General features: G+C 66.5%; 20 protein-coding genes and 1 riboswitch. Of the genes, 5 read left to right on the forward strand and 15 right to left on the reverse strand.

Annotation, left to right across the window (positions count from 1 at the left end):
* Positions 1 to 49 precede the first annotated feature (49 nt).
* Together G6N42_RS08535 and G6N42_RS08540 are read left to right on the forward strand one after the other, a co-directional pair.
* A complete protein-coding gene (locus tag G6N42_RS08535) occupies positions 50 to 2272 on the forward strand; it encodes a malate synthase G (RefSeq protein ID WP_163728512.1) in 2223 nt (740 codons plus the stop codon).
* A 38-nt stretch (positions 2273 to 2310) separates the two neighbouring features.
* Complete coding sequence (locus G6N42_RS08540; protein ID WP_163728515.1) at positions 2311 to 4419, forward strand: substrate-binding domain-containing protein; 2109 nt, start codon at positions 2311 to 2313, stop codon at positions 4417 to 4419.
* Here the strand turns inward: G6N42_RS08540 and G6N42_RS08545 are convergent.
* Entirely contained in the window at positions 4416 to 5285 is an 870-nt protein-coding gene (locus G6N42_RS08545) for an alpha/beta fold hydrolase (RefSeq protein WP_163728518.1), read from the reverse strand. The two genes, G6N42_RS08540 and G6N42_RS08545, sit on opposite strands and share 4 nt — an antisense overlap.
* 41 nt (positions 5286 to 5326) lie before the next feature.
* On the opposite strand from G6N42_RS08545, the gene G6N42_RS08550 reads away from it, so the two are divergent.
* Complete coding sequence (locus G6N42_RS08550; protein WP_163728521.1) at positions 5327 to 6187, forward strand: haloalkane dehalogenase; 861 nt, start codon at positions 5327 to 5329, stop codon at positions 6185 to 6187.
* Positions 6188 to 6191: 4 nt separating this feature from the next.
* Here the strand turns inward: G6N42_RS08550 and gcvP are convergent, their stop codons facing one another.
* From gcvP to G6N42_RS08620, 14 genes are all read right to left on the reverse strand, one after another.
* Positions 6192 to 9035, reverse strand: a complete 2844-nt coding sequence (gcvP, locus tag G6N42_RS08555; RefSeq protein ID WP_163728523.1) for an aminomethyl-transferring glycine dehydrogenase — start codon at positions 9033 to 9035, stop codon at positions 6192 to 6194.
* Positions 9036 to 9190: 155 nt separating this feature from the next.
* Positions 9191 to 9289: riboswitch (glycine riboswitch) on the reverse strand.
* A gap of 68 nt (positions 9290 to 9357) precedes the next feature.
* Positions 9358 to 9981 carry a MerR family transcriptional regulator gene (locus G6N42_RS08560; RefSeq protein WP_006243654.1) on the reverse strand — a complete coding sequence of 208 codons (624 nt, stop codon included), beginning with the start codon at positions 9979 to 9981 and terminating at the stop codon, positions 9358 to 9360.
* 229 nt (positions 9982 to 10210) lie between these two features.
* Positions 10211 to 10705, reverse strand: a complete 495-nt coding sequence (locus tag G6N42_RS08565) for a bifunctional nuclease family protein (protein ID WP_006243655.1) — start codon at positions 10703 to 10705, stop codon at positions 10211 to 10213.
* Positions 10706 to 10753: 48 nt separating this feature from the next.
* The gene (ftsR, locus tag G6N42_RS08570) at positions 10754 to 11494 is read right to left on the reverse strand and encodes a transcriptional regulator FtsR (RefSeq protein WP_163728526.1); all 741 of its coding nucleotides are present in this window, start codon (positions 11492 to 11494) and stop codon (positions 10754 to 10756) included.
* Positions 11495 to 11644, reverse strand: coding sequence for a hypothetical protein (locus G6N42_RS08575; protein ID WP_163728529.1), 150 nt, complete (start codon positions 11642 to 11644; stop codon positions 11495 to 11497). It abuts the gene before it with no gap.
* Positions 11644 to 12123 carry a glycogen accumulation regulator GarA gene (gene garA, locus G6N42_RS08580; RefSeq protein ID WP_163728531.1) on the reverse strand — a complete coding sequence of 160 codons (480 nt, stop codon included), beginning with the start codon at positions 12121 to 12123 and terminating at the stop codon, positions 11644 to 11646. The genes G6N42_RS08575 and garA overlap by 1 nt, the downstream gene beginning before the upstream one ends.
* Before the next feature lie 164 nt (positions 12124 to 12287).
* Complete coding sequence (gene gcvH / locus G6N42_RS08585; RefSeq protein WP_083127248.1) at positions 12288 to 12683, reverse strand: glycine cleavage system protein GcvH; 396 nt, start codon at positions 12681 to 12683, stop codon at positions 12288 to 12290.
* Positions 12684 to 12803: 120 nt separating this feature from the next.
* Positions 12804 to 13625 (reverse strand): DUF881 domain-containing protein, encoded by an 822-nt coding sequence (locus tag G6N42_RS08590; protein ID WP_163728534.1) that lies wholly within the window; start codon positions 13623 to 13625, stop codon positions 12804 to 12806.
* A gap of 4 nt (positions 13626 to 13629) precedes the next feature.
* Positions 13630 to 13962, reverse strand: coding sequence for a small basic family protein (locus G6N42_RS08595; RefSeq protein WP_006243660.1), 333 nt, complete (start codon positions 13960 to 13962; stop codon positions 13630 to 13632).
* 21 nt (positions 13963 to 13983) lie between these two features.
* Entirely contained in the window at positions 13984 to 14883 is a 900-nt protein-coding gene (locus tag G6N42_RS08600) for a DUF881 domain-containing protein (RefSeq protein WP_163728538.1), read from the reverse strand.
* 16 nt (positions 14884 to 14899) lie between these two features.
* A complete protein-coding gene (locus G6N42_RS08605) occupies positions 14900 to 15484 on the reverse strand; it encodes a CDP-alcohol phosphatidyltransferase family protein (protein WP_163728540.1) in 585 nt (194 codons plus the stop codon).
* A 9-nt stretch (positions 15485 to 15493) separates the two neighbouring features.
* Entirely contained in the window at positions 15494 to 17818 is a 2325-nt protein-coding gene (gene secA2 / locus G6N42_RS08610; protein WP_163728543.1) for an accessory Sec system translocase SecA2, read from the reverse strand.
* A 43-nt stretch (positions 17819 to 17861) separates the two neighbouring features.
* Complete coding sequence (locus G6N42_RS08615; RefSeq protein WP_163728546.1) at positions 17862 to 18695, reverse strand: GNAT family N-acetyltransferase; 834 nt, start codon at positions 18693 to 18695, stop codon at positions 17862 to 17864.
* Between the two features lie 142 nt (positions 18696 to 18837).
* A complete protein-coding gene (locus tag G6N42_RS08620; protein ID WP_163728549.1) occupies positions 18838 to 20496 on the reverse strand; it encodes an acetolactate synthase in 1659 nt (552 codons plus the stop codon).
* A 20-nt stretch (positions 20497 to 20516) separates the two neighbouring features.
* Here G6N42_RS08620 and G6N42_RS08625 point away from each other — a divergent pair, with 20 nt between their 5' ends.
* Both G6N42_RS08625 and G6N42_RS08630 read left to right on the forward strand, forming a co-directional pair.
* Positions 20517 to 22109 carry an FAD-dependent monooxygenase gene (locus tag G6N42_RS08625; protein ID WP_163728552.1) on the forward strand — a complete coding sequence of 531 codons (1593 nt, stop codon included), beginning with the start codon at positions 20517 to 20519 and terminating at the stop codon, positions 22107 to 22109.
* Between the two features lie 82 nt (positions 22110 to 22191).
* Complete coding sequence (locus G6N42_RS08630) at positions 22192 to 24102, forward strand: ABC transporter ATP-binding protein/permease (RefSeq protein WP_163728555.1); 1911 nt, start codon at positions 22192 to 22194, stop codon at positions 24100 to 24102.
* The last annotated feature ends 30 nt before the right edge of the window (positions 24103 to 24132 follow it).

The raw sequence follows: 24132 nt of genomic DNA on the forward strand, positions 1-24132 counted from the left end.
GCTGGATCGACGGCACTGCGTTACGCGCCTTTGCGGCGAGGGAGGAAATATGACCGATCGCGTGAAAGTGGGCAACCTGCGTGTTGCCCAGGTGCTGTACGACTTCGTCAACGATGAGGCACTTCCTGGCACCGGCCTCGATCCCGACACCTTCTGGTCGGGCGTGGACAAGGTCGTCGCCGACCTGACTCCGAAGAACCAGGAACTGCTCGCCTACCGGGACGATCTGCAGGCACGTATCGACAAGTGGCACCGCCAGCGCGTCATCGAGCCGATCGATCCCGAGGCCTACCGGCAGTTCCTCACCGAGATCGGGTACCTGCTGCCTCCGCCGGACGACTTCACGATCTCCACCGCGGGCGTCGACGATGAGATCACCACGACCGCGGGCCCGCAGCTGGTGGTCCCGATCCTCAACGCACGCTTCGCGCTGAACGCCGCGAACGCCCGGTGGGGATCGCTGTACGACGCGCTGTACGGCACCGATGTCATCTCCGAAGACGACGGGGCCGAGAAGGTGCGACCAGGTACCGACGGCGGGTATAACCAAGTCCGCGGCGACAAGGTCATCGCGTACGCCCGCCGCTTCCTCGACGGCGCGGCCCCGCTGGCCACCGGCGCCTGGAGCGATGCGACCGGCATCAAGATCGACGACGGACAGTTGATCGTCGAGCTGGGCGACGGACAGACGACCGGCCTTGCGACGCCCGAGCAGTTCGTCGGCTACACCGGTGAACTCGGGTCGCCCTCCTGGTCGGTGCTGCTGCGCAACCACGGCCTGCACGTCGAGATCCTGGTCGACCCGGACTCCCCCGTCGGCTCCACCGATTCGGCAGGCATCAAAGACGTCGTCCTGGAATCCGCGATCACCACGATCATGGACTTCGAGGACTCCGTGGCCGCCGTCGACGCCGACGACAAGGTGCTGGGTTACCGCAACTGGCTGGGCCTGAACCGCGGCGACCTCTCCGAAGAGGTGGCCAAGGGCGACAAGACGTTCACCCGTGTCCTCAACGAGGACCGCACCTACACCACACCTGACGGCGAGGGCGAGCTGACGCTGCCCGGCCGCAGTCTGATGTTCGTGCGCAACGTCGGTCATCTGATGACCAACGACGCGATCGTGGACGTCGATGGCAACGAGATCCCCGAGGGCATCCAGGACGCGCTGTTCACCAGCCTGATCGCGATGCACGGGCTGAAGGCGGACGAAGACGGTGTCACGAAGAACGGCCCGAAGGTCAACAGCCGCACCGGCTCGATCTACATCGTCAAGCCCAAGATGCATGGGCCCGACGAAGTGGCCTTCACCGTCGAGCTGTTCGGGCGGGTCGAGGACGTGCTCGGTCTGCCGCCGAACACCATCAAGGTCGGCATCATGGACGAGGAGCGACGCACCACCCTCAACCTGAAAGCCTGCATCAAAGCGGCACGCGACCGCGTGGTGTTCATCAACACCGGCTTCCTGGACCGCACCGGCGACGAGATCCACACGTCGATGGAGGCCGGCCCGATGATCCGCAAGGGTGCCATGAAGACGCAGCCGTGGATCCTGGCCTATGAGGACCAGAACGTGGACGTCGGCCTGGCCACCGGGTTCTCCGGGCGCGCACAGATCGGCAAGGGCATGTGGGCCATGACCGACCTGATGGCCGACATGGTCGAGCAGAAGATCGGTCAGCCGAAGGCAGGCGCAACCACCGCGTGGGTGCCGTCGCCGACGGCGGCCACCCTGCACGCGATGCATTATCACGAGGTCGACGTGTTCGCCGTGCAGAAGGAGTTGCAGGGCAAGACACGGACCACTGTCGACGAGCTGTTGACCATCCCGCTGGGCAAGGAACTCGCGTGGGCGCCCGAGGAGATCCGCGAAGAAGTCGACAACAACTGCCAGTCGATCCTCGGCTATGTGGTGCGCTGGATCGACGCGGGTGTCGGCTGCTCCAAGGTGCCCGACATCCACAATGTCGCTCTGATGGAAGACCGTGCCACCCTTCGGATTTCGAGTCAGCTGCTGGCGAACTGGTTGCGCCACGGTGTCATCACCGAGGACGATGTGAAGGCCAGCCTGCGGCGGATGGCCGCGGTGGTGGATCAGCAGAACGAGAAAGATCCGGAATTCCGGCCCATGGCACCAGACCCAGACGGCAGCGTGGCGTTCACCGCCGCACAGGAGCTGATCTTGGCCGGGGGGGCTCAGCCGAACGGCTATACCGAGCCGATCCTCCACCGCAAGCGCCGAGAGTTCAAAGCAGCAAATAACGGTGGTTGATCCGATGACCCGTCGACGTAGCGAGCACAAGGGCTTCCGTGGGCAGGCATAGCATTCCCGACCCCGAGGATTCGGCCGGCGAAGAGCAGCACGACGAACCGGAGACCACACGCTTCGGCCAGTCCGGCAACTACCAGCCGGATTTTGGTCCTGGCTACCGCGAACCGGAGTACGACGCACCGCAATACCGCGAACCGGAGTACGACGCACCGCTGTACCGCGAGTCCGAACAGGACGCACGGGGCTTCTCCGACCCTGGTTATCGCAGCGAGGATGTCAACGACGACGAGATTTACGAAGACGCCGACCCTGCCGACAGCTTCGGCCTGCAGCGCGTCGGTTCGTCGACCCCACCGCCGCCCGGTCGTCCGCGCTCGGGCCCGGCGCACGGCGGTGAGTGGGACGGCGGGGAATGGACGGGCAGTCATCGCGCGGTGACTGCCGGCCGGCGAGGCGTCAGCATCAGCGTGATCGCTGCCCTGGTCGCAGTCGTCGTGGTCGTCGGCGCGGTCATCCTGTGGCGGTTCTTCGGCGATGCGCTGTCCGATCGCAGTGATGTCGCCGCCGCCCGTTGCGTGAACGGCGAACTCGCCGTCGCTGTGGTCGCCGACCCCTCGATGTCGGACCAGATAAAGATCCTGGCGGACAATTACAACCGCACCGCTGCGCCGGTGGGTGACCGCTGCGTGAAGGTCGGGGTCACGCCCGCCGATTCGGATCAGGTCGTCAACGGATTCATCGGCCAATGGCCCGCCGAACTCGGCGAGCGGCCTGCCCTGTGGATCCCGGCGAGTTCGATGTCGGCGGCCCGCCTCGAGGCCAGTGCCGGCGAGAAGACCATCAGCGACAGCCGCTCGCTGGTCACCACTCCAGTGGTGCTGGCGATGCGGCCACAGCTCAAATCCGCTCTGGGTCAACAGGACTGGGGCTCGTTGCCGACGCTGCAAACCAACCCCAGCGCGCTGGACGGGCTGGGGCTTCCGGGCTGGGGTCCGTTGCGGTTGGCGCTACCGCTGTCCGGTGACAGCGATGCGTCATATCTGGCGGCCGAGGCGGTGGCAGCGGCATCCGCACCCGCTGGGGCGCCCCCCAATTCCGGTATCGGCGCGGTGAACTCGCTGGTTGCAGGCCAGCCCAAACTCGCCGACAAGAAGGCGTCGACGGCCATGGACGCGCTGCTGAACGCCGACGATCCCGCGGCCGCGCCGGTGCACGCCGTCGTCGCCACCGAACAGCAACTCTTCCAGCGCGCCGCCGCACTACCCGATGCGAAGAATGTGTTGGCGTCGTGGCTGCCGCCGGGACCGGTGGCGATGGCGGACTACCCCACGGCCCTGCTGGCCGGCGATTGGCTGTCGCAGGAACAGGTGTCCGCGGCCAGCGAGTTCGCACGGTTCATGCGCAAGCCAGAACAACTAGCCGAGCTGTCCAAGGCCGGCTTCCGCACCGAAGGCAGCACACCGCCGGACAGCGACGTCACAGACTTCGCACCGCTGGGCGCCCCACTATCGGTGGGTGACAACGCCGAGCGCGTCGCGCTCGCCAACTCGCTGACCGCACCGGTGACCAACCCCGCGGTCACGATCATGCTGGATCAGTCGATGCCCACCGACGAGGGCGGCGAATCGCGGCTGGGGAATGTGGCGGCGGCACTCAATGCCCGGTTGCAGGCGCTGCCGCCGAATTCCGCGGTTGGCCTCTGGACGTTCGACGGTGTCGAGGGTCGCTCGGAGATCCCGATGGGTCCGCTGTCGGATCAGGTCGACGGCAGGCCCCGGTCCGCGGCGCTCACCGCGGAGCTGGACGGACAGACGGCATCGAACGGCGGCGCCGTCTCGTTCACCACGTTGCGGCTCGTGTACGACCAGGCCAAGCAGAATTTCCGTGCGGGTCAAAGCAATTCGGTCCTGGTCATCACCACCGGTCCGCACACCGACCAGTCGTTGAACGGTCCGGGGCTCGAGCAGTTCATCCGCGGAGCGGTCGACCCAGCCCGTCCGGTCAAGGTGAACATCATCGACTTCGGCGCCGACTCCGACCGCGCCACCTGGGAGGCGGTCGCCGAGATCAGCGGCGGCAGCTATCAGAACCTGGCCAGCTCGACGGGCCCGGAGTTGACGTCGGCGGTCGCGACCCTCGTCGGCTAGTGCGCCGCCAGCAGGCTCAGCGCGGCCCGGGTGAACTCCTCCGGCACCTCCACCTGCGGGTAGTGGCCGACGCCGGGAAGCTCGACCACAGGTGCGGCGGGGCGCAACTCGCGTAATCCGTCGAGCACATTCGTGGTCGCGACCGGGTCGTCGAGTGCCCAGACGAAGCTCAACGGTTTGGGCCAGTCCCGCACGGCACCGTGCCATCGCGATGCGTATTTCACCCGCTCGTCGAGATACGCGATCAACAGATGGGCGATGCGGTGCCCGTCGTTGTGGGACCACAGCGCCCACTGCGCCTGCCCCTCTTGTTCGCTCATAGGATGCTCGGCGCTGAACAACCTTCCGAAGGCACGCTGGAACGACGATGCGTTGGAGAGACGGCTCAGGATCGGACCCAGCGGGCCGCGAAGCAGCTTCTGGGCCGGCCGCAAGCTGGCCCGGTGCAGGATCACGCTGCCATTGCCGATCACGGCGCGTTGCAGTTCGAACGGCAACCGCCCCTGCAGATCTCGCGCCAGCAGCTCGGTGGCCACGGAGGTGCCCATGTCGTGCGCTATCAACTCCACCGGCCCCGAGGTGGTCTCCGCGACCACGGTCTGCACGATGTCAGCCTGCTCGAGCAGGCTGTAACGGTGCGGACGCGGCTTGTCCGACAGTCCGAAGCCGAGGAAGTCCAGCGTCACCCAGGCCCGGTCACCCAGGTGCGGCACCACCCGGTGGTAGTCGTAGGAACTCGACGGGTAGCCGTGCAGCAGCAGGATGGTCGGGCCCTCGCCCGGCGCCGAGCGGACGAACACCCGACCGGCGGGCGTGTTCATCGAGCTGCCGCCGTCGCGCCACTCTGTCACGCTGGGGGGTAACACCTGACGAACCGTAATCAATGGCGTTGGCGGAGGGATCGAAATTGCCGAGCGAGTTCACACCCGACCCTGAGCTGTATCCGTTCACGTCGCGATGGTTCGACAGTTCACGCGGCCGGGTGCACTACATCGATAAAGGTACCGGTCCGGTGATCGTGTTCTTTCACGGCAATCCGACATGGAGTTTCCTCTACCGCAACATCATCGCCGGGTTGCGCGATCGCTTCCGGTGCATCGCGCCCGACTACCTCGGCTTCGGGCTCTCCGAGCGCCCATCGGGGTTCACGTATCGAATCGACGAGCATGTCTCGGTGATGGGCGAACTCGTCGACCACCTCGAACTCGATCGCTATCTGAGCATGGGCCAGGACTGGGGCGGCCCGATCAGCATGGCGGTCGGCACCGACCGCGCCGATCGGGTGCGCGGAGTCGTACTCGGCAACACCTGGTTCTGGCCCACCTCTGAGTTGTCCACGAAGGTTTTCAGCGTGGTGATGGGCAGTCCGCCGATGCAATGGGCGATCACCAAGCGGAACTTCTTCGTGGAGCGGATGATTCCGGCGGGCACCAGCACATCATTGGACGACGCGGTGATGGAGCACTACCGCGGAGTTCAACCGACGCCACAGGACCGGGCCGGGGTTGCGCGCATGCCGAAGGAGATCCTAGCGGCCCGTCCGCTGCTCGAAAGGCTCAGCCGCGACGTGCCCACCAAACTCGGATCGAAACCGGCGTTGTTCGTCTGGGGCATGAAGGATTTCGCGTTCCGGCCCGGACCGAACCTTCCGCGCATGCGCGAGGCATTCCCCGATCACGTTGTCGTGGAGTTGGCGGAGGCCAACCACTTCATGCAGGAGGACGCGCCGGGACAGATCGCCGAGGCGATCATCGACCGCTTCGCCTGAGAGGTCAGGCGAACGCCTCCACCGGCGGGCACGAGCACATGAGATTGCGGTCGCCGTACGCGCCGTCGATGCGACGTACCGGCGGCCACACCTTCGGGCGGTAGTTCTTGCCCAGCGGGTAGGCCGCCTGCTCTCGGGTGTAGGGATGGTCCCAGTCGGACACCAGCAGGCATTCTGCGGTGTGCGGAGCACCGCGCATCGGGTTGTCGTCCACCGGCCAGGTGCCCGCGGCGACGGCATCGATCTCGCCGCGGATCGCGATCATCGCCTCACAGAACGCGTCGACCTCGGCCAGGCTCTCGCTTTCCGTCGGCTCGACCATCAATGTTCCCGCCACCGGGAAGCTCATCGTCGGCGCGTGGAAGCCGTAGTCCGCCAGCCGTTTCGCCACATCGTCGACGGTGACGCCCGTCTCCTTGGTGATGGTCCGCAGATCGAGGATGCACTCGTGCGCGACCATGCCGTTCTCACCGGTGTAGAGGACGGGGTAATGCTCACCGAGTCGACGGGCGATGTAGTTGGCCGACGCGATCGCGGTCAGCGACGCGGCACGGAGACCGCCGGCGCCCATCATCCGGATATAGGCCCAGCTGATCGGCAGGATCGACGCCGAACCATACGGCGCCGCGGACACCGCGTATTTGTCGGGTAGTTCGTCGGCCAACGGATGGCCGGGAAGGTACTTGGCCAGGTGGGAGCGCACCGCGACCGGCCCGACACCCGGCCCCCCGCCGCCGTGCGGAATGCAGAACGTCTTGTGCAGATTGAGGTGGCTGACGTCGCCACCGAACCGGCCGGGCCGGGCGAGGCCGACGAGCGCGTTCAGGTTGGCGCCGTCGACGTACACCTGACCACCGGCGTCATGCACGGCGGCGCAGATGTCGGCGATGTCGTGCTCGAACACACCGTGCGTCGACGGATAGGTGATCATCAACGCGGACAACCGATCCGCGTGTTCGTTCACCTTCGCGCGCAGATCATCGAGGTCGACATCGCCGTTCGCCCGGCATGCCACCACAACGACCCGCATCCCCACGAGCGCCGCCGATGCGGCATTGGTGCCGTGCGCGCTCGACGGGATGAGGCACACGTGACGGTCGGGCTGGCCGCGTTCGGCGTGATACGCCTGGATCGCCAGCAGTCCGGCGTACTCCCCCTGCGATCCGGCGTTGGGCTGCAAGGACACCGCGTCGTAGCCGGTGATCGCGACCAACCATGTCTCGAGGTCGGCGATCAGCTTGCGCAGCCCGGGTGCGTCGGATGCCGGGGCGAACGGATGCTGGCGCGCGAACTCCGGCCACGTGATGGGCTCCATCTCGGCGGCCGCATTCAGCTTCATCGTGCACGATCCCAGTGGAATCATGCTGCGGTCCAACGCAATGTCTTTGTCAGCCAACGACCGCAGATATCGCATCATCTCCGTCTCGGTGCGATACCTCGTGAACGCGGGATGGGTCAGGAACTCCGAGGTGCGGGTTGCGATGTCCGGGCCGTCGAACGCGTCACCGGCCGCTGCCCCGAAAGCCGACAGCACGGCCTCGACGTGTTGTGTGGTGGTGGCCTCGTCGCAGGACACCGACAGGTGGTCGTCGTCGACCAGCCAGACGTTGACACCGTGAGCCTTGGCGGCGTCGCGGATCTCTGCCGCCCTGCCGGGAACCCGGGCCAGCACGGTGTCGAAGAACGCGCGGTGTACGACCTCCACACCGCCGGCGGTCAACCCCGCGGCGATCGCGCGGGCACGCCCGTGCACCCGCCGCGCGATCGCGGACAACCCGTCCGCGCCGTGGTAACTCGCGTACATCGCCGCGATCACGGCGAGCAGCACCTGTGCGGTGCAGATGTTGCTCGTGGCCTTGTCGCGCCGGATGTGCTGTTCGCGGGTCTGCAACGCCAACCGATACGCCGGTGCCCCGTCGGCGTCGAGCGAGACTCCGACCAGGCGGCCGGGAAGTTGCCTGGCGTGCTTGGCGTGCACGGCGAGATACCCCGCGTGCGGTCCACCGAATCCCATTGGGACACCGAATCTCTGGGTGCTGCCGAAGGCGACGTCGGCTCCGATTTCACCGGGCGGTGTGATGAGCGCCATGGCGAGCAGGTCGGCGCCGACGGCGACGAGCGCGCCACGGTCGTGCGCCTGGGTGACCATGTCGCTCCAGTCGACGATCGCGCCGCTGGCCCCCGGCAACTGCGCGATGACTCCGAAGAACGCACCCTCCGGCAGGCCCTGCGTGAGATCGGCCTGGACGATCTCGATGCCCAGCGGCTCGGCGCGGGTGGCCAGCACGGCGGCGGTCTGCCGGTACACGTCGACGTCGACGACCAGCCGGTTCGATGATCCGCGGACCGCGCGGTGCATCAGCGTCATCGCCTCGGCGGCCGCGGTGCCCTCGTCGAGCATCGAGGCGTTGGCGACCTCGAGTCCCGTGAGGTCGCAGACCATGGTCTGGAAGTTCAGCAGCGCCTCGAGCCGGCCCTGGCTGATCTCTGGCTGGTAGGGCGTGTAGGCGGTGTACCACGCTGGGTTCTCAAGTATGTTGCGGCGCAACACCGGTGGCGTGAGGGTGTCGAAGTAGCCCTGCCCGATCATCGACACCGCGACGGTGTTCGTATCGGCGAGCGCGCGCAGTTCCGCCAGCGCTTCGTCCTCTGTGGCGGCCGGCGGCAGCTGATCCAGTCCCGGTGCCACCTGGTCTGCGTCCAGCGAGTCGAGAATGCCGGCCGGTAGCGCCTTCTTGGCGAGTTCGTCGAGCGAACCCACGCCGATGGTCGCGAGCATTGTGGTGACGGCGTCCGCATCGGGTCCGATGTGACGTGCGGCGAAGGTGAAGTTCTCGGAGTCAGACACCTGCGATTGCTCCAGACGCGTGAAGGTTGACGAACCGTTGGGTTCCTCTCCCTCTGTCGTCGGTGCCTGAGAGATTCGGCGACCCGCGCTGCACGCGAGAAGTGCCTTTCCCCATGGGCGGGCAGGGGTGGACCTACCACTTTCCAGAGGCATCGGGGCCATGCGCGGTCCTGGGTGCCTGAGAGGTTGACGGAGAGGTGTTGCTCCTTCGGCGTCCGTGGCTGGCGGCTACGGAACTCTCCCGCACAAGGGCGATGCGCTCACGAGTTTACCGGGACAGGCGTCATACCGACGCCGAGACTGCGCGTAGCCGAGAGAAAAGTCAGCCGATCTTGCGGTCGCGATGCTTACGCCGTGACGCCAACTCGTCCTCGGGCGCGGCGATCGACTCGCCGCCGTCCGCCCTCTCACCTGGGAAGTCGGCGATGGCACCGGTCAGCTCGCGCATCGCGCCGGACACCGCGATACCGAAGACGCCCTGGCCACCCTGGAGCAGGTCGACCACTTCTTCGGCCGAGGTGCACTCGTACACCGTGGTGCCGTCGGAGAACAGCGTGATGTTGGCCAGATCCCGAACGCCGCGCTGGCGCAGGTGATCGACGGCGACCCGGATGTTGTGCAGCGAGATCCCGGTGTCCAGCAGGCGCTTGACGATCTTGAGGACCAATATGTCCTTGAACGAATACAGCCGCTGGCTGCCCGAACCAGCAGCGCTGCGGATGGACGGCACCACCAGCGAAGTCCTGGCCCAGTAGTCCAGCTGCCGGTAGGTGATGCCGGCGATCTGGCATGCGCTGGGACCGCGGTATCCGACGAGCTCGTCGGGAACCGAGTCATCCGGGAAAAGACCACCCTGAACGGGTGCGCTGGTAACGGTGATTCCCGATTCGGCGGGACCGCTTGTCGAGGACAGATCGAACTCCTCTTGACGTGGCGTGTCTCCCACTTTCGAATCCTCTCGCCGGTCGAACTCGCGTCTGTGACCTGCATGGCAGCACGTTTGCCCAAGCCCGAATGTGTCGAGCATACGCTTCCGCCGGGCCCGCGACTGCCCATCAGCAGGTCCGACCACCAAAGTATGGCTGCCCGATTAGCGGTTTGAAGAAACCCGCGCCGCGTGTCGAGGACGACGAGACGCTTCCGTGACAAACGCCACTCGGAAACGCCGCAAAAAGCTACGTGGCCTTGAAGTCGTCGGGCGACACGCTGTCGAGAAACTCCTTGAACTTCTCGACCTCGTCCTCACGTACCGCACCGGTGGCTTCATCGTCGTTCTCGTCGGGAATCAGCAGGCCGGCCTCGGCGAGCACCGCCTCTTCGACGTAGATCGGCACGCCGACCCGCAGTGCGATCGCCACGGAATCCGACGGCCGCGCCGACACCTTGATGTCCCGATCGAAGATCAGGTCTGCGTAGAAGGTGCCCTCTTGCAGGTCGACAATGCGCACTTCCTTGAGCGAATGGCCAAGGGCCCCAATGACATCTCTGATCAAGTCATGGGTCAGCGGTCGCGCCGGTTCCACGCCCTGCTGCTCGAGTGCGATGGCCGCGGCCTCCGATTGACCTATCCAAATCGGCAAGTAGCGGTCGCCGTTGGACTCGCGCAGCAGCAGCACCGGCTGATTCTGGGGCTGCTCCACGCGAATGCCGACCACACGAACCTCACCCATCTGTGTCCGCCCTTCGCGCCGATAGCCTGCAAAATTTGAGTCTAATCCTCAGCGATCAAGAACGTCGCGCACCGCCGACTTGATCAATGACGTGTGCAACGTGATGGCGAGCGCCGCCACCTCACGCGCCAGATCGTCGGCGCGGTCCCGGGCACCTGCCTTACCCGCCTTGACCACAGGCCCCGCGATCTGTGCGATCAGGTCAGACTGACGGTCGGCCGCCGATCGGAACGCGCGGAGGTGACGCGCTTCGACGCCGTAGTCCGCCAGCGCGCGAGCGCACTGGGCGATCGTCACGGAGTGCTCGTCGAAGAAGCCGGCCCGGCCGGGAGTGATCACGCCCGCCTTGACCAGTGCCGTCAGGAGTTCGTCGTCGACGCCAGAGCGATTCAGCAGGTCCTCGCGTGACAGCCGCACCTGCGTCGGCGCGACGCCTGATACCCCGGCGCCGGAGTCTGGATCGTCGCCCGACACCGGCACCAAACGCGGTACCCCGTAAGCGGATCCGGTGTGCGGCAACTCGCCGTCGGGATGGGCGTCCAGCTGCGCCTTGATGACTTTCAAGGGCAGGTACTGGTCGCGCTGGGCGGTCAGGACGAACCGCAGACGGGCGCAGTCGTAGGCGGTGAACCGACGGTAGCCCGACGCCGTGCGCTCTGGCGTGACCAGTCCTTCGGCCTCCAGGAACCTGATCTTGGAGATGGTCACGTCCGGGAAGTCCGGTCGCAGCAGATCGAGGACCGCTCCGATCGACATCCCAGTCAGAGCGGGGGTGTCGGGCTGACTCATTTACTCTTCGCGCAAGCGCTCATCGGGGTCACGCTCTTCGCGCAAGCGCTCATCGGGGTCACGCTCTTCGCGCAAGCGCTCATCGGGGTCACGCTCTTCGCGCAAGCGCTCATCGGGGTCACGCTCTTCGCGCAAGCGCTCATCGACCACTAGCCGGGCCCACCTTCGTCGTCACCCTTGGGCCCGGTCAGGAACACCAGGCGGAACTTGCCGATCTGCACCTCGTCGCCGTTGGCGAGCACCGCGGAATCCACGGGCTCCCGGTTGACGTAGGTGCCGTTAAGACTGCCGACGTCGACGACCTGGAACTCGTTGCTCTCGAGCCTGAACTCGGCGTGACGACGGCTCACCGTCACATCATCGAGGAAAATGTCGCTATCGGGATGTCGACCCGCCGACGTGGTGGGCTGATCCAGCAGAAACCGTGAGCCGGCGTTGGGTCCGCGCTTGACGACCAGCAGGGCAGAACCGACGGGCAGGCCCTCGACCCCCGTGACCGCTCCTTCGGAGCCCGCCGCTGCCGGGGCGTCCAACTCGTTGAGAAAGTCCGCGCGGAAGACTGATGTCGTTTCCACGGTGACATCGTCAGACGTCTGGTCCGCCCCGGAATTCTGGTCCTTGTCCGTCACCCGCTGCTCCTCACTGGCCGCTGTGGCGATATGGCGATATCAGGCCAACCCTCAGCCGAAAGTTCGTCTTGTGTCGACCGTACCGCGAGGCGGACTCCGTTGTGTCCACCACCGCCGGATCCGCCTCTGGTTGGTTATCCGGTCTGCAGAACCCTAACAACCCGTCATTCGCTCACTGTGGCGCGGTAGCCGTCGGCGTCCAGAAGCTTGCCAAGGCCGTCGGCCAGCGCACCGGAGTCGACCTGCAGGTCCAGCAGCCAACCTGCGCCGTAGGGGTCGGAGTTGACGAGCTGGGGATTGCCCTCTAGATCACCATTCACCGCAAGGACTTTCGCGCTGAGCGGCGCGTACAGGTCCGAAACCGACTTCGTGGACTCCACCTCGCCGAACGACTCGCCCGCGGTCACGTCGGCGCCGACGTCCGGCAACTGGACGAAAACGACGTCGCCCAACGCTGACTGCGCGTAGTCGGTGATCCCGACGCGGACGGTGTCGTCACCGGTGCGCTGCACCCACTCGTGTTCCTCGGTGTAGTGCAGGTCGGCTGGGATTTCGCTCACGGCGCTCCTTCTTCTCATTCGCGGTTCACCGCGGTGTTGTCATTCGCGGTTCACCGCATTGTTCTCATTCGCGGTTCACCGCGGTTGTCTCCGCGGGTTCGTTGCTGTCGCGCGCTCAGCTCACTTGACTGGCTGAGCGTATTGGCGAGGTTTCGGTTGCCGCAAGGCGGTGATGTCCACTCTGTCGGACTGCTGCACGTCCATCGAGCCGCCGACCCGCTCGACGCTGTCCGTCGCGCCGCCGGGAATGTTCATCGCCGCAGCCAGTGTGGGTGGATCACCAATCGCCAGAACTGAATACGGCGGGTTGAGTGTCACACTGTCGGCGACCAGCGCGCCGGGGCTCCCGACAAGCCAGGTGTCCAGGCCCACGCGTACCGCAGATCCTCCCCCGCGGATCTCCATCGCTTCGGCCCCGGCGTTGCGCAGCTCGTTGATCACATCGAGCATCGTTTCGGCCGGCACTCCCGGGGTGGTGTCGGTGATGGTCAGCGTCACGCCCGGGCCGGTGGCGGGCACCGTGCCGATCAGGATCGACAGCGCGGCAAGCCGAGCCTGCGCGCTCTCGATCGCCGCTTGATCGCTGCTGCCGGAGGCCTGCAGTTGCGCCAGCGTGCGCTGCAGTTCGGCCACTTCGGTGTTCAGGGCCGCCTCGCGTTGCTGCAGGGAGTCCAAGAGCACCAGCAGGTCGGCGGGGCGGGCGGTCTCCAGCGAGTCGCCCGATTCGGTCTGCCGCACCTGCGTGATGATCGCCAGCCCCAGCAGCACGCACAGCACCATGGCGAGTGCACCGAACACGATCTGCGACCGACCGCGCGCCGCGACGCCGACGACCCCGCCGCGATGCAGCTCGCCGATCTCGGGTGACGGCGCATCCGGCGGCAATTCGTGGCGGCCGTGCTGATCGGGCTCGGCCGAGTGGGCAGGGGTGTCGTCGGTCAAGGGGTCACGCGCCGAACAGTCTGCGCCGCAACGCGGCCGCGTTCCCGAAGATCCGGATGCCCAGCACCACGATGATGGCGGTGGACAGCTGTGTGCCGACCCCCAGTTGGTCTCCGACGTAGACGATGAGCGCGGCGACCAACACGTTGAACACAAAGGACACGACAAACACCTTCGAATCGAAGATGCGTTCCAGATAGGCGCGCAGACCGCCGAACACGGCGTCGAGTGCGGCGACGACGGCGATCGGTAGATACGGCTGGACGAACTCGGGCACGTCCGGGTGGAACACCAACCCGAGGACGATGCCGATGACGAGTGCGGCGATCCCGATCACGACTGTGGCTTCATCTGCTGATCACTGCCCAATCTCCTTGGCGAAGTTGACTTCCCGAATCGGACTCGCCGGCAGGGTGAGCGCCTCGGAGGTGCTCACCTGGACTCCGACACCGTACGACGTTTCCAGCAGCCGAAGCCGGTGCAGTCCGGCACTGCGATCGAAGATGTCCTGCATCGCGTGGGGCGGTCCGACGGCGAGAATGACGTATGGGCTGCTGATCGGTTGATTGTCGACGAGGATGCTGCTGCCCGCCTGCCGGATCGTCACGTTCGGCCCGATGCGCACACCGCCGACCGAGACCGCCTCCGCGCCGCTGAGCCATAGCGAATTGACCACCTGCTGCAGGTCGCGGTCGAGGATCACCTGCTGACTGCCGGGCACCCGCTCCTTCGACACGTCGGACAGGTCCACCGACATTCCCGGATCGTTGACGGTGATCTGCAGACCCGGCCCGATCACGGCGGTGGCCGCGGCGGCGAGGTTCGATTCGTCGAGTTGGCCAAGCAGTTGTTGGCCGCGCGCGTCACCCTCCAGGCGTTGGCGCTGTTCGGTGTCCACCTCGGCGGCCAGCGCATCGCGTCGGCTCGAGGCGTCGGCCACCGCCGCCTCGGCGGAACGCACGCTGCCGGAGAGCACGTGTTGGGTCTCCCGCACGCCGGGTGCGGTGGACCGGGCCTGGCCGACCGCGGCGACGAATACCAGCGCAATCAACACCGCGCCCGTGATCTGCCACGCCCACGTCTGCCACCGCTTGCGCTGCTCGCCGTGTTCTTTCGCATCCGCGGCCGCCTGGTAGCCGGGATCCAGATGGTCCGACAACAGGGAGCGCAGTAACGACGGCACCGGAATCAACGTCGGGCGATTCGCCACATGGGCGCTTCGTCCGGCTTCCGGGTCGTAGCCGCCGAGCTGACTCATCATCACTCCGGTGGCCTCAGCGGCCCACTTTGGGCATTTGACGCATCACCATCGAAACCTGGATCAGATACAGCACGCCCGACCATAGGTACATCGCCAGACCCCAGATCAGGAACGCCCAGCCGCACGCGAGAATCACCCGGCTCCACAACGCATCCCACTGCCCGAGCAGAATCAGCGGAAGCCCCGACATCAGCGCGAACGTCGCCGCCTTGCCGATGTAGGTGACCGGTAGCGCGGTCAGCCCCCTACTGCGCAGCAGTGGCAGCGTGGCGGCCAGCACGACGTCGCGACCGAGCAGGGTCAGCACGATCCACCACGGCACCGATCCGTGAATGGCCATCGCGATCGGGATGGCGACCATGTAGATGCGGTCCACTGCCGGGTCCAGCAGCTCTCCGAGCCGCGACGACTGATTGTCGACCAGCCGCGCGATCTTGCCGTCGGCCCAGTCCGAGACGCCGCTGAACATGAGCACGGCCACGGCCCATGCGTTCTCGTGCACCACCAGCAGCAGCCAGAGGAAAACCGGCACCAGCACCAGACGTAGCGCGCTGAGCACGTTGGGCACCGTCAGTACCCGGTCGCGCGGCTCCTGCATGGATAGAACCTAGCGGAATACCCCCGGCAAACTCAGCGCCGACAAGGTGTCGTCGGCCAGCGGGTTGTCGTGCACCATGTACGTCCACGTCGAGGTCGGCCGGGCCAGCTTGGACAGGTCGACGCCCGGTTCGTCCTCGATCGAGGCCGCCGTGTCGAAGGTCTGCTGCGCGGCCTCGATCGCGTCGGCGGCCAGCGAGGCGAACGCGTCGACGGCCATCCGGTGGAATTCGTCGAGCGGGTTCTGCCTGCCGAGGGCCCGCAGATGGATGCTCTCCCGGATGTCAGCGAGGAACGCCAGGTGATCGGCCCAGCCGCGGTCGAGGTGGTAGAGCATGATCAGGCGGCAGATCTTCTCGAGTTTCTCCTCGCCGACCTGCTCCACCAGCTCGTCGTAGCGGTCCGGCGACAGCTCCCGCAGCTCGTCGCGCGCGGTCGGCGTGCGCAACAAGGTGTCGCGGCGCTCCACCAGGATGGCGCGCTGCTGAGCGATCAGCTGGTTGTAGCGCCACGTGTTGGCGTGCACGTCGAGCATGCGGCCCTCGGCGATGCGCTGTGCGCTGTCCAGGTAGCTGGCCGCCTTGGGGCTGACGATGCGGCCGTCTTCGTCGGTCTGCATCGGCAACTTGTTCGCATCGAGGTGAGCGGCCACCACGTCGTCTTCCCAGCTGGAGAAGAACACCGACGATCCTGGGTCGCCCTGACGTCCGGCGCGTCCGCGCAGCTGATTGTCCAGCCGCTCGGTGTTGTGCCGCCCGGTGCCGATGACGTGCAGCCCGCCCAGTTCGGCGACGTCGTCATGGTCGGCTTCGTCGGACCCGCCGAGCCGGATGTCAGTTCCGCGACCGGCCATCTGGGTGGACACCGTCACCGATCCGAGCGCGCCGGCCTCGGCGATGACCGCGGCTTCCTCAGCGTCGTTCTTCGCGTTGAGCACGACGGCGGGCACCCCCGCCTTGACCAGGCGCTCGTGCAGGTCCTCAGACTCGGCGACGTCGCGAGTACCGACCAGCACCGGCTGGCGGGTCTTGTGCACCTCGACGATGTGCTCGACGATCGCGGCGGCCTTGGCAGCCGCAGTGACGTATACGCGATCCTCTTCGTCCTCGCGAATGTTGGGAGTATTCGGGGGAATTGGCGACACACCGAGTTTGTAGAACTGGCGTAGCTGCTCGCCGGCCGCCAAGGCGGTGCCGGTCATGCCGCACACCGTCGGGTACCGGTCGATGAGGGCCTGGACTGTGATCGTGTCGAGCACCTCGCCGGTCTCGGTGGTCTCGATGCCCTCTTTGGCCTCCACCGCGGCCTGCAGTCCGTCGGGCCAGCGCTGCAGCTGGGCAATGCGGCCACGCGAGGAGTTGATGAGGTGCACGGCGTTGTCACGAACGATGTAGTGCACGTCGCGTTGCAACAGCACGTGGGCGTGCAGCGCGACGTTGACCTCGGTCAGGGTGGAGCCGACGTGTTCCTCGGAGTACAGGTTGATACCGCCGAGCTTGGCTTCGAGCTTCTGCGCACCGCTCTCGGTGAGGTGCACGTTGCGGCTGTCGGAGTCGGTCTCGTAGTCCTTGCCCTCGGTCAGTTCGCCGACCATCCGGATCAGTTCGACTTTGGGGGTCTCGCGGTGCGTGGTGCCCGCCAATACCAACGGCACCAAGGCTTCGTCGACGAGCACCGAGTCGGCTTCGTCGATCACCGCGACATCGGGGTTCGGCGACACCAGATCGTCGACGTCGGTGACCAGTTGGTCCCGCAGGACGTCGAACCCGATCTCGTTGACCGAGCCGTAGGTGACGTCGCATTCATAGGCCTTGCGCCGCTCGTCGGCCGTCGATTCGGCGGTGACCCAGCCGACGGTCAGGCCCAGCGCTTCGATCAGCGGGCCCATCCACCCGGCGTCGCGGCGAGCCAGGTAGTCGTTGATCGTGATGACGTGCACATGCCGGCCGCCGATCGCATACCCCGCTGCGGCTATGGCACCCGAGAGGGTTTTGCCTTCACCGGTGGCCATCTCGACGACATCGCCCGCAAGCATCCGCAGGGCCGCATGCAGTTGCACGTCGAACGGCCGCAGTGAGGTGGTCCGGACGGATGCCTCGCGTGCGATCGCCAGGAATTGCGGAATGTCCGCGGAATCGGCGAGGTCGTCGAGATTCAGCAGCCTGGCGGCTTTGAGCAGTTGCTCGTCGTCGAGGTCAGCGGCCTTCGCGTCGAACTCCGCCGAGTCGCTCACCTGAGCCATCGACGACGCCTGGTCCCTGTCGGTGCTCGCCCCGAGCATCCGCCAGAACCGACTGCTGACACGACCTGAGGTGCGGGTTTTGGTCTTCGCCACAGCTTTACGGTACGCGGCCCGCCTCGGCGGGCGTGACCACACGTCAGCCGGCGGACGCGAAGTCGACGCGCACGCAGTCCGCGACGGCTTCGAAGCCGATTCGCTGATAAATGGAGTTGGAAACCGGGTTGGCGAGATCGGCGAACAGCACCACGTCGGCGGTTCCGCTGCGATGTGCGAGTTGGGCGGCGGCGGCGGTGACGGCCGATCCGTAGCCGTGGCCGCGGCAGTCGGGCGGCGTGAACACGGGGCCGATCCGCGACGCGTCCGCCGCCGGTGCGCGCAGCATCGCCATGCTCACCAGGACGTCATCGACGGTCCACAGCGTGAAGCGGTCTCCCTTGCGCTCCGCCGCGTCGACGAACTCGGCTCCGTCGTTCGACACCCCGCTGAAGGCCTCACCGAAGAACTGCCCCACCCAGTCGACGATCAGATCGCGGTCCTCGTCGGTGGCAAGCCGGCCCGAGCCGCGGACTCCGACAGGAGTGCGCAACGTTCCCAGCCGATAGAGCCGCTCCTCGGTGTTCACGGTCGCGGTTTGTCCGGTCATGGCTTGCCACGCTTCGGCGAAGGTGAGCGCAGTTGTGCGCATACCGCGAACGCCGGGCAGTCCGGGCCGCCGATCGACGAGCTCCGCGGTAGCGGCGTCGACAGCACTAGGCGGAATTCCGCTGCACACCAACGGATAGGGCGGCGTCTGCAGAGCCGCACCCAACGGTTCACCGTCCCGCCATAAAGTCAGCAGCAGCGAGTCGTCCGGAAAGGTTCCGCCAAGCAGCAGCGTCAGCTCGATGGTGTGGGCGACGGGGTCGCGTCGATACAACGGCTCCGCGAAGGCGCGGAACTCGTCGACGGAATCATGAAGCCGCACATCCATCTATCCAGCATGTGTGCCGGCCGCCCGGCGCGTCGAGTGAATTTCCGCGCGCTCGTGCACGGCGACCGACCGCATTTGTACGGATTGACCCGGCGTGTCGTGTGCAGACACGGCCGCTCGCGAGGAGGAGGGACGCCCGGGATCAGCCCAGATTGGAGCGGCGCGGGTATGCCACCGTCGGATCGGTCAGTGTGTTGACGACCGCGGGCAGTCCGGCGGCGAAGGCCCGCTCCAGCGCCGGCCGCAGGTCGGCCGGCGTCGCCACCAGTTCACCGTGGCCACCCAGTGCGGTGACGACCTGGTCGTAGCGGGTGCCGGGCCGCAACTCGGCCACCACCGAGTAGCCGTACAGCATCTCCATGGGGTGTTTTTCCAGCGCCCAGATTCCGTTGTTGCCGATTATCGACACCACGTGAACTCCGTGCCGCACCAGCGTGTCCCACTCCATCCCGGAGAACCCGAATGCACCGTCGCCTTGCAGCAGCACGACCTGCCGGTCGGGCCGGGCCAGCTTCGCGGCCAGCGCATAACCGGGTCCCGACCCCAGGCAGCCGAACGGGCCGCTGTCCAGCCACGCGCCGGGCACATAGCTGTCGATGACCCGGCCCGCGTAGGAGCCGAAATCGCCGGCGTCGATGACGACGATCGCGTCGCGGTCCAGCAGCTCGCTTAGTTCGGCGTACACCCGCATCGGGTGCAGCGGCGTGCGGTCATCGGCCAACTCGGCGGCCTCTGCGGCCCGCGCGGTGGTTTCCGTGGTGCGCAGATCGGCGATCCAGGCCTCGTGGTCGGATCGCGTCGCGCTCGCCAGCGCGGCCAGGGTGGTTGTCAGATCCCCGTACATTTCGGCGGCGACCTCGCGAGGATGCGGTCGGTCGGGTTGAACGCGGTCGACCACGAGCAGGGTGGTGTCGGGTCCGAACACGCCGCCGAAGCCCAGCCGGAAGTCCATCGGCACGCCGATGACGACGGCAACGTCGGCCTCCCGCAACGCTTTCGACCGCGCTCGCGAAAATGCGAGGTCGTGATCGGCGGGCACAGTGCCGCGCGCCATGCCGTTCATCAGCACTGGGATACGCAGCGTTTCGGCCACGCGCAGCAGTGCGGTCTCGCCATGGCCCCACCACACGTTGGTGCCCGCCATGATGACGGGCCGCTGGGCCTCGCTGAGCAGCCGGACGGCCACGTCGACGGCATTGGCGTCAGGCGGCACCGACGCCGACGTACCGGGCAGCGCGCCCGGTGCGCCATCGTCATGAGCGATGCCGAATACGTGATCCATCGGGAAGTCGACGAACGACACCCCGGTCGACTGGCCGCCGACTCCCGCCGCGGCGCGCAGCGCGTCGTCGATCAGCGAGCCGACGGCGTCCGGCGACTGCGCGGTCGCCGCGAATCGGGTCAGCGGCGCAACGAACGGTACGTGGTCGATTTCCTGCAGCGAGCCCTGTCCCCAGCGCGCCGCGGGTGCGCGGCCACCGAGCACCACCAGTGGCGATTGGTTCTGTTGAGCGGCGGCCATTGCGCTCATCCCGTTGGTGACGCCGGGTCCGGCGGTGAGTGCCGCCACGCCGGGTACGCGGGTCACCTTCGACCAGCCCTCGGCGGCGAACGCCGCGGTCTGTTCGTGTCGAGTGTCGATCAGGCGAATGTTCTCGGCGTGGCAGCCGTCGTAGATGGAGAACAGATGTCCGCCGGACAGCGTGAAGACGGTGTCGATTCCGCTGGCTCGCAGTCGCCGGGCGATGAGGTGTCCGGCGTTGACGGAAGAGGCATCGGAAGCGGGAGCGTCATTGCTCATGGAGGCAGCATAATCAGCGCGTGCCAAACTCTTCGCAAACGCAAGTACTCATCGCCGGCGCCGGTCCTGTCGGACTCACCGCGGCCATCGAGCTGGCGCGCCGCGGTGTCGACTGCCGCATCGTCGATCCGCTTCCGGAACCGGTGCAGTATGCGAAAGCCGTTGGTGTGCAGCCACGTACGCTCGAAGTCTTCGAATCGATGGGCTTGTTGGGACGCATTCTGGACGCGGCCGTCGAGATGCACGGGCAGATCGTATATGTCAACGGCGAGAAGGTCGGCCAGGTCGAGTTCGCGATTCCGTCCGATGTGCCCTTCGGGTTCATCGCGATACCGCAGTACGCCACCGAACGAATTTTGCGCGAGGAACTGGCCCTGCGTGGCGTCGAGGTCGAGCGCGGGGTGCGGGTCGGCGGGTTCGAGCAGGACGGCGACGGCGTCCGCGTCACGCTGACCGGTCACGGGGGCGATCAGACCGTGCAGGCCGGTTTTCTCATCGGCGCCGACGGTGCGCACAGCGTCGTGCGCAAGACCCTTGGGTTGACGTTCGAGGGCGCGGCGTTCGAGGAGCAGTACATGCTCGGCGACGTCGAGGTGGATTGGTCGGCGCCCCGCGGTTACGCGATCCGCGCCATGCATCAGACCGACGGCGTGACCGACGAGCTGCTGGTGTGCATTCCCCTGCCGGGCCGCGGCCGGTACCGCATGTCGATGCTCGTGCCCCCCGAGCTGTCCGCCGCACCGTCGCAGGGCATCGCGCACGGGTTCGAGGGTGAGCGCAAACCCGAGCTGAGCCATGTGCAGGCGGTGCTCGACCGGCTCTCGCCGGAACCGACGACGGCACGAAACATGCGCTGGTCCTCCGTCTTTCGGATCAGTCACCGGATCGTCGACGCGTACGGGCGGGGCCGGGTGTTCGTCGCGGGCGACGCCGCGCACATCCATCCGCCGACGGGCGCCCAGGGGATGAACACCGGCATCCAGGACGCGCACAACCTCGCGTGGAAGCTCGCGCTCGCGGTGTCCGGCCGCGCGGCGCCCGGTCTGCTCGACAGCTACGACGCCGAGCGCCGCCCCGTCGGCGAAGAGGTTGTGGGCCGGACGGTACGCAGTGCGCGTGAGGGCATCGGCGCCGATTCCACCGACGTCGACTACGTGATCCGTCGCGAGGCCCAGCTGCTGATCAACTACGCCGACTCCCCCATCGTGGGAACCGACGCCGGTGCCCGGGCGCCCGACGCGACGGGTCTGACCCGTGCCGCGGTCACCGGGCCGCTGCGGCTGTTCTCACTGTTCGGGCTTGGGCACACGCTGCTGCTGTACGCGGACGGCGGCGCCGGACCCTCCGATGTCGAGCAGTTCGAGCGGGCCGCCGACGCAGCGACAGCGATCGCCGGCGGTCATCTCAACGTGTATCTGGTCGCCGCGCCCGGCGCCGACGTCGCAGGCACGGTACTGCCGTTGGTGCGCGATGCGGAGTCGAATTTCGCGACGGCGTACTCGGCGACCGGTCATTCCAGCTTCCTTGTCAGGCCAGACGGATACCTCGGATTCGCCGGTGCGCACGAGGATGTCGACGCTCTGACGGTGCACCTGCGGAAGACGTTCAACTGACCGCGGCCCGCGAGGACCGTCGCGCGGTCCGCACTGCGGTAGCTTCGCCGCACGCCGGTTGGTGTGCTGGGGGTGGCGCCGCTTGAACTCACAGTTCGAGTCGTCCATCGACTGGAGCCGCGAACTCGGCAATTCTGCGATCTGGATTGTGCAGACTTTCGTCATCACGGCGGTGTGCCTCGTCGTGGTCTTGGTTCTCCTCGGCCGTATGACCGAGTGGGGGCGCCAGTTCTGGCGCATCACGTCGGGCTATTTCACCGGCAGGCAGAGCGCGTCGGTGTGGGCGGTCGTCGGCGTCCTGCTGCTCTCGACGATCGTTTCGGTGCGCATCAACGTGCTCCTCACCTACTACGTCAACGACTTGTTCACCGCGGTACAGATTGCGTTTCAGGGCGGTACCGACGAGGCGGTGCGGTCTTCGGGCATCGACGGGTTCTGGGCATCCATCGCGGTGTTCGGCATCCTCGCCGGGTGTTACCTCGTGCGACTGCTCATAGACATGTACGTGACCCAGCGATTCATGATGCGGTGGCGAATCTGGTTGAGCCAACGCTACATCGGCGACTGGCTCAGCGACTTCGCCTACTTTCGCGCCCAGTTCACCCGTCGGCCCATCGACAACCCCGACCAGCGAATCCAGCAGGACATCGACAGCTTCACCGCGGGCGTCGGCGGCGACCCGAACAACCCGATCTTCAACTCGGGCAACACCCTGTTGTTCGGCGCGGTGCACGCCGTGGTGTCGGTGCTGTCGTTCGGTGCGATTCTCTGGCGGCTGTCCGAACCTGTCACCGTCGGCGGCATGGTGCTGCCCAAGGCGCTGTTCTGGATCGTGATCGCCTACGTGTTGGTGGTGACGATCGTCGCCTTCGTCATCGGCCGTCCGTTGATTCGCTTGAGTTACTTCAACGAACTGCGTAACGCGGGCTTCCGGTATGCGTTGGTGCGGTTACGCGATACCGGTGCCGCCGTGGGCCTGTATCGCGGTGAGAATGCGGAACGCAAACTGCTCGACGGGCGACTCTCCGACGTCATGCGCAACTACCGCAGCTGGTTGAACCGGATGATGCTGTTCTTCGGCTTCAACGTGACGATGAGTCAGGCGATCAATCCCCTTCCGTGGATCGTGCAGGCGCAAGCGCTTTTCGCACAACGGATTTCGTTCGGCGATGTATGGCAGTCGTCGAACGCGTTCACCGAGATCCACAACTCGCTGTCGTTCTTCCGCAACGCCTACGACCAATTCGCGAGCTATCGTGCGGTCATCATCCGGCTGGACGGGTTGGCCGAGCAGAACTCGCGAGCGGGGATGTTCACTTCGGTCGACACCGCGGGGTCGATTGACGATTCGTTGGAGATCGACGATGTCGATGTCCGCATGCCCAACGGCGACTTACTCGTGCGCGGGCTGGGGCTGCGGCTCGATCCGGGCGATGCGCTGTTGATCAGCGGGCGGTCCGGGGTCGGCAAGACGGTCCTGCTGCAGAGCCTGGCCGGCTTGTGGCCCTTCGCCACGGGCAGCGTCCGGTCTCCCGCCGGCCGTGCCGGCGCGATGTTCGTCCCGCAACTGCCCTACCTGCCGCTCGGCGACCTGCGTGCCATCACGTGCTATCCCCTCGAGAAGGGGCCGGACGACCGGGAGATCCAAGAGGCTCTCGTCAAGGTCGCACTGTCACACCTCGCGATCCGCCTCAACGAGGCCCAGGACTGGGCAAAGGTGCTTTCCGTGGGCGAGCAGCAACGCCTCGCGTTCGCCCGCATCCTGTTGAATCGGCCTGCGGTGGTGTTTCTGGACGAGTCGACCTCGGCGATGGACGAGGGCCTCGAGTTGATGCTCTACGAGTTGCTGCGTGCCGAACTCCCCGACGCCATCGTGGTGAGTGTGAGCCACCGCGCCACCGTCGAACGGTTCCACAGCCGGCGACTGGAACTGACGGGCGACGGCGAATGGCGGCTGGACAGACTCCCCACCGGCACTGGCGACCACTGGTAACGCCGGTAACAGGCTGGCGAGGTACCTTGC

It is taken from the genome of Mycobacterium gallinarum (assembly GCF_010726765.1).
GTDB lineage: Bacteria > Actinomycetota > Actinomycetes > Mycobacteriales > Mycobacteriaceae > Mycobacterium > Mycobacterium gallinarum.

Bases quoted from the DNA above. Each gene is read 5' to 3' on its own strand.
- G6N42_RS08535 (WP_163728512.1), top strand. From the start codon at position 50: ATGACCGATCGCGTGAAAGTGGGCAACCTGCGTGTTGCCCAGGTGCTG.
- G6N42_RS08565 (WP_006243655.1), bottom strand. From the start codon at position 10,705: ATGGGTGAGGTTCGTGTGGTCGGCATTCGCGTGGAGCAGCCCCAGAAT.
- ftsR (WP_163728526.1), bottom strand. From the start codon at position 11,494: ATGAGTCAGCCCGACACCCCCGCTCTGACTGGGATGTCGATCGGAGCG.
- G6N42_RS08600 (WP_163728538.1), bottom strand. From the start codon at position 14,883: ATGAGTCAGCTCGGCGGCTACGACCCGGAAGCCGGACGAAGCGCCCAT.
- G6N42_RS08605 (WP_163728540.1), bottom strand. From the start codon at position 15,484: ATGCAGGAGCCGCGCGACCGGGTACTGACGGTGCCCAACGTGCTCAGC.
- G6N42_RS08615 (WP_163728546.1), bottom strand. From the start codon at position 18,695: ATGGATGTGCGGCTTCATGATTCCGTCGACGAGTTCCGCGCCTTCGCG.
- G6N42_RS08620 (WP_163728549.1), bottom strand. From the start codon at position 20,496: ATGAGCAATGACGCTCCCGCTTCCGATGCCTCTTCCGTCAACGCCGGA.